Here is an 8,723-nt window from a genome sequence, read left to right on the forward strand (position 1 = left end):
GTCGCAGGCAGCGCCGGCCGGTGGATACTCGGCAGGGGAGGCGAGCGCCACTCCCGGCGCATCGGCATCCGAAGCCGGGGCGTCGGCGGCCGAGCCCGCCGGCCCCGCTGGCGACGAGCACTCGACCACGGTCTACAAGCGTCCGGAACCCCCGCAGAGCAGCTGACCTCTACGACCGCCGCCCCATCTGGACACGCTCCGGGTGGGGCGTCGTCGTGTGATCACACGCTCTTCTCAGCAGGGGTGCGGCGCGTCTGTCGCTCGGGCGTCGACGATCGTGCGACGCTCGTAACCGATGCCCACCTTCTCCCCGACGCAGACCACCGAGAACCTGGCGTCGCAGCTGCGCAGGCTGCGGCGATCCAATCGTGCCCAGCGGGTGGCCTCCGAAGGATCGGCGCGGGAACTGGTGCTGGTGGCATTCGCGGTTCCCGCCGCGGCTCTCGTCGTGCTGGCGGTCGTGGTCCTCACCGTCCTGTTGATGGCGGGCAGTGGGCTGACCGGACTCGGCACCGCGGTCGCGTCGTGCTGGCTCGCGATTCACCAGGTGCCCGTCACGATCAGCGGTGTGACGATCGGGGTGCTGCCGCTGCTCCCGACCATCGTCGTGGCGGCTGCGACCGGCAGATTCGCCGCCGCGGCGGCCCGATCGCGCGACACGGTGTCCGAACTCCTCGCGGTGGTGGCGTCCGCGGTGGCCGGGCCCGTTCTGATCACCGCCATGTCGCTCGCGGTCGTCATGGACGGCACCACCGTCCTGCCGATCCAATCGCCCAACCCCTTGCTCGCCTTTGTGTACACCCTCCTCGTCCACGTGGCGGGTGCCGTGGGTGGTGTCGTCTGGTCGCGCCACGGCGACCTGACCGTCCGATGGGGCATCTCGACCACCGACCGACGCGGTATTCGCATGGGCTTCGCGGCAGTGCTGCTCCTACTGGCCGTCGCCGGACTGCTGGTCACCGTGCGGTTGGTGATGCGGCACTCCACACTCGGTGAACTCATCGAGACCGGCAACGGATTCGACGGCTACGTCGGCCTGACGATGCTGTCGCTGATGTACCTGCCCAACCTGATGGTCGGCGCGCTCGCCGTGCTCGTCGGCTCCGACGCGCACGTCGGCACCGCCACCTTCGGTCTGTCCGCGGTGCACGGCGGTCCGGTACCGCCGCTGCCGGTGCTGGCTGCGCTGCCGGATCCGCCCGGTCTGGGACGTGCGGGACTCATCGGCTTTGTGGTGCCGCTCGCCATCGCCGGATTCGTCGCGTGGCGGTGCCGCGACCTCGACCCACGCGCCAACGTGCGGTCGGTCGGTGTCGCCGCGGCGGTCGCAGCGTCGATTGTCGCGGTGTTGACGTGGATGGCCGGTGGTCGGCTCGGAGAGTTCGGCGACGTCGGAATCAGCGTCACCTCGGCATGTGTGTACACACTCGGCTGGATCATGGTGGTCGGCATGCTGACGGCCGCGGTGTACGGCGTGCTGCCGTCGACCAAGGCGGCGCGGTCGCGCGTCGTCGACGACGAGGATGCGCTGCCCGACTGGGACGACGACGGTTTCGACGACGACTACGTGATCGTCACCGACGCGGAACTCGACGGGGAGACCGACGAATTCGAGTACGACGACGAAGATGCCGAGTACGAGGACGCTGAATCCGACGACTTCGACGACTTCGACGAAGTCGAGGATGTGGACGACGAACCAGAGTCCGACGCACCCGTGAATCGTCTGGCCGACGACGACTTCGACGACGACGAGGCCTACGACCTCTACTCGGCGCCCGACCAGCGACCCTGACCCGGCGAGGTCGGTGCGCATGCGCTGACCTGGGCAAACGTGGGGTTGCCGTGCCGAAAAATCTAGGGGAAGAACTTCTTCCCCGGGGTTCACAGTCATCCGCCAGAAATTTCCTGGGGGAGGACACCAAGGGTCGGGGAAGAAGTTTCCTCCCCTTCTTCTGTTGGCGAGGTGTGCAGCCTACCCTGGCGCAGAGACGACCGTCCTCGGCGATTAGGCTCAGACGCGTGAGTTCCGGACCCATCGCAGCACCGAACGGGCGTGTGCCGATCGTGGTGATGGCATCGGGCACGGGGTCACTGCTCGAATCGTTGCTGGCCCGCGCTGCGGATCCGGGCAGCGCGTTCCAGGTCGTCGCAATCGTCGTCGACCGCGACTGCCGCGCGGCGCAGATTGCGGTCGAGAACCAGATCCCGCTCATCAGTTGCCGCCTCGCCGATCACGCGGATCGGACTGCCTGGGACCAAGCACTCACCGAGGCCGTCGCCGCCACGGCGCCCGAGTGGGTGGTGACCGCGGGCTTCATGAAGATCCTCGGTCCGCGATTCCTGGCTCGCTTCGGCGGCCGGGTGGTCAACAGCCATCCCGCACTGCTGCCGTCGTTCCCCGGCGCCCATGGCGTTGCCGACGCGCTGGCGTACGGGGTCAAGGTGACCGGCGCGACCGTGCACCTGGTGGACGACGGCGTCGACACCGGACCCATCCTGGCCCAACACGTGATCGACGTCCTCCCCGACGACGACGTCGACACCCTGCACGAACGAATAAAATCGGTCGAGCGTGTTCTGCTCGCCGACGTGGTGACGAGCGTTGTCACCCGAGGAGTAGTCATCGACGGACGAAAGGCCCACATTCCGTGAACGCGCAGCATCCCGACACCCGTCCCATCCGACGCGCACTGGTCAGCGTCTACGACAAGACCGGTCTGGTGGAGCTGGCGACCGCGCTGCATGAGGCAGGGGTGGAAATCGTCTCGACGGGGTCGACCGCCAAAACCATTGCCGCGACCGGCATCCCCGTCGTCGAGGTGTCCGAGGTGACCGGGTTCCCCGAATGCTTGGACGGCCGCGTGAAGACCTTGCACCCCAAGGTGCACGCCGGGTTGCTGGCCGACCTCCGCAAGGAGTCGCACATCACCCAGCTCGACGAATTGGGTGTCACCGCTTTCGATCTGCTGGTCGGCAACCTCTATCCGTTCACCGAGACCGTTGCCTCCGGTGCCGGCCCGGACGAGTGCATCGAACAGATCGACATCGGCGGACCGGCGATGGTCCGCAGCGCCGCCAAGAACCATCCGGTGGTGGCGGTGGTCGTCGATCCGGCCGACTACACGTCGCTCACCGACGCGCTGAGCGCGGGCGGTTTCACACTCGCGCAGCGACAGGCATTGGCCGCCAAGGCCTTCCGTCACGTCGCCGACTACGACGTGGCGGTTGCGGAGTGGATGTCCACCGTCGTGTCGCCGGCGCAGGAGAGTCCGGAGTTCCCGGAGTGGACGGGTGCGACGTGGTCGCGATCGGCAGTGCTGCGCTATGGCGAGAACCCGCATCAGGCGGCCGCCCTCTACATCGACAACGCGGGCAGCGGGGGCCTTGCGACCGCAGAGCAGTTGCACGGCAAGGAGATGAGCTACAACAACTACACCGACTCCGACGCCGCGTGGCGCAGCGCGCACGACTTCGACGCACCCGCCGTCGCAATCATCAAGCACGCCAACCCCTGTGGCATCGCCGTCGGCGCCGACATCGCCGAGGCGCACCGCAAGGCGCACGCCTGTGATCCGGTGAGCGCCTACGGCGGTGTGATTGCTGCCAACCGCGAGATCACCGTCGAGATGGCCGAGCAGGTGGCCGAGATCTTCACCGAGGTGATCATCGCCCCGGGCTTCGCCGACGGTGCACTGTCGGTGTTGACCCGCAAGAAGAACATTCGCGTCCTCGTCGCGCAGGCCCCGACCGATGGGGGCCTCGAGACCAAGCCGGTGTCCGGTGGACTGCTCGTGCAGCAGCGCGACGTCCTCGACGCCGATGGCGACAACCCGGCCAACTGGACTCTTGCAGCCGGTGACCTGGTCGATGCGGCAACGCTGGCCGATCTCAAATTCGCTTGGCGTGCATGCCGTTCGGTGAAATCCAACGCGATCTTGCTGGCCAAGGACGGTGCGTCGGTCGGCGTGGGAATGGGGCAGGTGAATCGCGTCGACTCCGCGCATCTCGCAGTCAAACGTGCGGGCGACCGTGCCGAGGGAAGTGTTGGCGCGTCGGATGCGTTCTTCCCCTTCCCCGACGGTCTGCAGGTTCTGTTGGCCGCCGGTGTGAAAGCGGTTGTGCAGCCCGGCGGGTCGATCCGCGACAACGAGGTGATCGCGGCGGCGGCCGACGCCGGGGCGACGCTGTATCTCACCGGGGCACGGCATTTCGCTCACTGATCTCGCGCTGCTGGTCGTCGCCGGGTTCGGCGCCGGTCTGATCGGCTACATCACGGGGCTGGCCTCGGTGGTCAGCTATCCGGCGCTGTTGGCCGTCGGCCTGACCCCGATCGCCGCGAACGTGACCAACACCGTTGCCCTGGTGGCGGTCGGTGTGGGCAGCACCGCCCAATCCGGTCGTGCGTTGCTCGACGGCGATCGTCGTCAACTCGTCGGCGGTGCCATCGCGTCGCTGATCGGTGGTGTGGTGGGCGCGGTCTTGCTGTTGGTGACTCCGGCAGGTGCTTTCGAGGCGGTCGTGCCGTACCTGGTGGCGATCGCCGCCCTCGCGCTGCTCGTGCAGCCGACACTTCGACGCCTGGCCACCAGCCATGCCGAGCGGCCGTCGGTGTTCCTGTTGGGCGTCACCGTGATCGGGATCTACGGCGGGTACTTCGGTGCGGGGGCAGGCATCATGATCCTCGCGCTGCTCCTGGTGGTCACCAGCGAACCACTGTGGCGCGCAGCGCTGTCGAAATCGTTGTTTCTCGGCATCGCCAACACCGTTGCGGCGATCGGTTTCATGATCTTCGGTCCGGTCCACTGGTGGGCGGCGCTGGCCATGGCGGTGGGTTGCCTGGCCGGCGGCTGGTGTGGTCCGCCCGTGGTCAAACGACTGCCCGCCGGGCCCCTCCGGATTGCGGTGGGGCTCGGCGGGCTCGGTCTCGCGGTGTGGCTGGCCCTGCGCTGAGAACAGTTCAGCGCTGCGGGGGAATGGGATTGCCGTTCTCGTCCGAGCCTGGGGGATAGGTGCCGTTCGCGTACGGGTTGAAACCGTTGGTGAACAGAGTCGCGACGTCGAGGCCTGGTTCGATCTGCCCGATCCGAACCCCCTCGTCGACCCAAACCTTGAACTCCTTCGGATCGATCACCCCGCCGGGCACCGGGATTCCCGCACTCTTCCACTGTGCGACGAACTTTGTGTTCTCGTTACGCCCACGCTTGTTGATGATCTCGGTGAGCTTGGCGACCACCTCCTCGCGAGGATGAAGCTGCGCCCACCGGACGGCTCGAGCGTAGCCCTGCACGAAATCGACGACAGCATCCTTGTTCTGTTCGATGAAGTCCTTGCGGAGGACGGTGGTCGAAATGGCCAGCGATCCGATGAGATCGGTGTCGCGGAACAGTTCGTGGAGCCCGCCTGCCTGCACTGCCACATCCTTGAAGATGGTGCCGAGATTGCTGATGTCGATCTGGCCGGAGCGCAGCGCCTGCTCGGTGTTGATGGGTGGCACCACGGTGAGGCCGACCTGCCGAATCTCGCCATCCGACAGCCCGTTTCGATGAAGCCAGGCGTTGATGACGTACTCGTGATAGGCGCCGAGGGTGTTGATCCCGACCTTCTTGCCGATGAAATCGCGAGGCGCCTTGATACCGCTGCCTTCCAGCGAGTAGTAGCCGGAGAACGTCTGCTGGTCGGAGCCCACATCCGAGATGACCGCGGTGATAGGTGAACCCGCCTGTTGGAGTTTGGCCACCGACCCGTTGAATGCGGCACCCACGTCGACCTGGTTGGTGGCGACGGACTGGATATCCTGCGGCCCACTCGTCGTGTCGCCGACCCACTTCAGTTTGATCTTGCTGAAATACCCCAGCGCGTCGGCCAATTCGTACCATCGAACCGCCGACGTCTGTCCCTGATACCGGATGACCACCTTGCCATCCTCGACCTGTGTCGCGTTGGGCGAGCAGGCGGTGACGACAGCCGCCGCCAAGGCGACGAGAGCGAGGAGGAACGCAGTTGCGCGGCGTGGACGCCAGGTGCGAGTCATGTTCGTATCTCCTGTCTCTGCCCGGTCAGTCACGCGCCACGAAGCGATCACCGGATACGGCCACCGATGGGCTGCCGTCGGGGCCAACGGGGACGTCACCCTCGATGGTTGTCCGGAACAGGGTCCGTCGAACGTCGAGGTGGTTGATGTCGCTGGGTGCCAGGTGTGCCGTGGCTCGGTTGTCCCAGACCGCGACACTGCCCGCACGCCAACGGAATCGAACCGTGTAGGCGGGGTTGGTCACCTCGTCGAACAGCAGATCGAGCAGGGCGTCGCTCTGGCGGCGCGAGTAGCCGATGATGCGGCTGGTGAACCCGGGTGTCACGAACAGGATCTTCTCCCCGGTCCGCGGATGGACCCGCACCACCGGGTGCTCGGCGACCAGCGGTGCGGAGGCCACCTTGCGCCCGTACTCGCTGGCGTCGGTGAACACCGGTTTGCGTCCTCCGAACCGATGTTCGGCGCGCAGTCCGTCGACGAGTTCCTTCAGCGACTCCGGCAGCCCCGCATATGCGGCAGCCAGATTCGTCCAACTGGTGTCGCCGCCACGCTCCGGTGCGACGTCGGCGCGCAGGATGGTCACCGCCGGTGGATTCACCAGCGGGGTGACATCGGTGTGCCATTCGCTGGTGTAGCTTGCGGCCTTGACCCCGAATTTGCGTTCGTACTCGCGGTTGTCGACGGTGAGGATCTGCGGGAACTCGGTGGGGGCGTCGTCGTCATAGGGGTGCGAGTCGGTCACCGCCCCGAAGATGCGCGAAAACGCGATCTGCGCAGCGTGATCGAGGTCGTGCTGATCCCGGAAGAACAGCACCTTGTGTGCGTGCAGTGCCGCGACGAGCGCGTCGGCGGTCTGCGGTGGCAGCTCGCGCGACAGGTCGATGCCGTCAACGTAGGCGCCGATGTTGCCTGCTGCGCGGTGCAATTCGAGATCGATGATGGTCGTGTCGTCTGTGATGGTCATGGTTGTCCGTTCGTGTTCGATGATGGGTTGGCAGGTAAGAAAACTCAGCGACGCGTCGACAAGAAGGGTTCGCCCGAGACGGAATTCGACTTTCGCCCATCGACTCCCACGGGTATGTCGCCCTCGACGGTGGTGCGATGCAACACCCGCACCACGTCGAGATGCCCGAGGTCGGTGGGGGCGAGGTGAATGGTCGCGCGGTTGTCCCACACGCCGACACTGTCGGGCGTCCAGGCGATCCGGACGGTGTAGGCGGGATTGGTGACCTCGTCGAACAGCAGGTCGAGGATGCGGTCGCTGCGCCGAGCGCTCAGTCCCACTATGCGGCTGGTGAATCCGGGGTTGACGTAGAGCAGTTTGCGGCCGGTCACCGGATGCACACGCACCACGGGGTGCTCGCTGATGATCGGTTTGTCCCGGGTGAGGCTCTCCGATTCCGATCCGTCGCTCCACTGGGGTGCCCGCCCGCCGAAACGGTTCTCGGCGTTGAGCCCTTCCAGGAATCGCTGCAGCGACGCAGGCAGATTGTCGTATGCGGCAGCGAGGTCGGCCCAGGTTGTGTCGCCACCGAACTCGGGTACCAGTTCCGCACGCAGGACTGTCACCGCCGGCGGATTGACCAGCGCGGTCACATCCTGGTGCCAGAAGCTGGCATAGCTGTACTGGCGCCCGCCCGCACGGCTCGCGTACGTCCGCGAGTCGACCTCGAGGATCTCCGGAAACCCGGCCGGCGACTTGTCGGTGTAGCCGAGCGGATGCGCACCGGTCACCGGGCCGAAGTACTCGGTGAAGCGGATCTGCTGGTCGTGATCGAGCCGTTGGTCGCGGAAGAACAGCACCTTGTGCTCGAAGAGTGCGTCCCGCAGCGCATCACCCACCTGGGCGGTGATGTCGTCCTTCAGGTCGATCCCGGATACCTCCGCTCCGAGGTAACCCGCGATGGGTTCGACGGTGAGCTGTGCGGTATCCGTCTGGCGGTTCTCGATGACTGAGGTCATGGTTGTTGTCTCCTGATCGGTGAGCCGTATCGGCGGTCTGGACTGCCGTTCTTCTCGACTATCGATCGGCGCCACACGGGCGCAAGGAGGGCATCCACATTGTGGAAACGAACGGCGATTCTCGGGCCAATCGGGTCGGAAAAGTTCACCCTGCACACAAGGATTCACCCGCATCGGTCTGTGGGTGAGCATTGGACGCGACAGCTCACCGCTGAGTGCCCACCGGTCGAGAAGGAGGCCATCATGGATCTGAACCAGAAGGCCCGCACCGGATCTCAGTCGGTCGAGCGGGCGATTGCCGTGCTCTTCGCCTTCGACGGTGAGGACGCGGCAATGTCGCTCACCGATGTGGCCGATCGGGTCGGTCTGCCCGTGAGCACCACTCATCGCATCGTCGGAGCTCTGGTCAAGGGTCGTCTGCTCGATCGGGGGGCTGACGGCAACTATGTGATCGGGCCCGGCATCGTCGACCTGGCCGCACGCGCATTGCCGGAACTCGATCACAGTGCGGCAGCTCCGCATCTGCATCAACTGGCGGCCGAGATCGGCATCACCGCGAGCCTGGGCATGGAGGTGAAAGGCGAAGCCGTGACGGTCTACTCGGCGCATCCGCCGATTCGGTGGTGCAACCAGCAGATCCCGGAACCGAGAACGGCGTTGGACACCAGCGCGATGGGGCAGGCGATCGTTGCCTTCCATGCCGGCGGTCGTCGGCCCGCACTGCGAC

8 protein-coding genes are annotated in these 8,723 nt (G+C 66.2%); 5 read left to right on the forward strand and 3 right to left on the reverse strand.

Annotated features, from left to right (window positions below; all coding sequences use genetic code 11):
• The first annotated feature begins 295 nt into the window (after window positions 1–295).
• The 4 genes from ABZW74_RS23025 to ABZW74_RS23040 all read left to right on the forward strand — a co-directional run bounded on the left by ABZW74_RS23025 (window position 296) and on the right by ABZW74_RS23040 (window position 4,953).
• Entirely contained in the window at window positions 296–1,795 is a 1,500-nt protein-coding gene (locus ABZW74_RS23025; RefSeq protein ID WP_355279658.1) for a DUF6350 family protein, read from the forward strand.
• 278 nt (window positions 1,796–2,073) lie between these two features.
• On the forward strand, window positions 2,074–2,655 hold the full coding sequence (gene purN, locus ABZW74_RS23030; RefSeq protein ID WP_355279671.1) for a phosphoribosylglycinamide formyltransferase: 582 nt from the start codon (window positions 2,074–2,076) through the stop codon (window positions 2,653–2,655).
• Window positions 2,652–4,223, forward strand: a complete 1,572-nt coding sequence (gene purH, locus ABZW74_RS23035; protein ID WP_355279661.1) for a bifunctional phosphoribosylaminoimidazolecarboxamide formyltransferase/IMP cyclohydrolase — start codon at window positions 2,652–2,654, stop codon at window positions 4,221–4,223. Before purN ends, purH begins: the two co-directional genes overlap by 4 nt.
• The gene (locus ABZW74_RS23040; protein WP_240856532.1) at window positions 4,210–4,953 is read left to right on the forward strand and encodes a sulfite exporter TauE/SafE family protein; all 744 of its coding nucleotides are present in this window, start codon (window positions 4,210–4,212) and stop codon (window positions 4,951–4,953) included. Before purH ends, ABZW74_RS23040 begins: the two co-directional genes overlap by 14 nt.
• Window positions 4,954–4,960: 7 nt before the next feature.
• Here ABZW74_RS23040 and ABZW74_RS23045 read toward each other — a convergent pair whose 3' ends face one another.
• From ABZW74_RS23045 to ABZW74_RS23055, 3 genes are read right to left on the reverse strand one after another with little or no spacing between them, the layout of a single operon-like run.
• Window positions 4,961–6,034, reverse strand: a complete 1,074-nt coding sequence (locus ABZW74_RS23045) for an ABC transporter substrate-binding protein (RefSeq protein ID WP_355279664.1) — start codon at window positions 6,032–6,034, stop codon at window positions 4,961–4,963.
• A gap of 25 nt (window positions 6,035–6,059) precedes the next feature.
• Complete coding sequence (locus ABZW74_RS23050) at window positions 6,060–6,998, reverse strand: TauD/TfdA family dioxygenase (protein WP_240856362.1); 939 nt, start codon at window positions 6,996–6,998, stop codon at window positions 6,060–6,062.
• Between the two features lie 44 nt (window positions 6,999–7,042).
• Window positions 7,043–7,996, reverse strand: a complete 954-nt coding sequence (locus ABZW74_RS23055) for a TauD/TfdA family dioxygenase (RefSeq protein ID WP_355279666.1) — start codon at window positions 7,994–7,996, stop codon at window positions 7,043–7,045.
• Window positions 7,997–8,239: 243 nt separating this feature from the next.
• On the opposite strand from ABZW74_RS23055, the gene ABZW74_RS23060 reads away from it, so the two are divergent.
• Window positions 8,240–8,723, forward strand: a 484-nt coding sequence (locus ABZW74_RS23060; RefSeq protein ID WP_355279669.1) for a helix-turn-helix domain-containing protein, incomplete at its 3' end; no start/stop codon positions are given.

This window comes from Gordonia sp. NPDC003585 (assembly GCF_040610755.1).
Classification (GTDB): Bacteria; Actinomycetota; Actinomycetes; order Mycobacteriales; family Mycobacteriaceae; genus Gordonia.

Bases quoted from the DNA above. Each gene is read 5' to 3' on its own strand.
- ABZW74_RS23055 (WP_355279666.1), bottom strand. From the start codon at position 7,996: ATGACCTCAGTCATCGAGAACCGCCAGACGGATACCGCACAGCTCACC.
- ABZW74_RS23045 (WP_355279664.1), bottom strand. From the start codon at position 6,034: ATGACTCGCACCTGGCGTCCACGCCGCGCAACTGCGTTCCTCCTCGCT.
- ABZW74_RS23050 (WP_240856362.1), bottom strand. From the start codon at position 6,998: ATGACCATCACAGACGACACGACCATCATCGATCTCGAATTGCACCGC.
- ABZW74_RS23025 (WP_355279658.1), top strand. From the start codon at position 296: ATGCCCACCTTCTCCCCGACGCAGACCACCGAGAACCTGGCGTCGCAG.
- purN (WP_355279671.1), top strand. From the start codon at position 2,074: ATGGCATCGGGCACGGGGTCACTGCTCGAATCGTTGCTGGCCCGCGCT.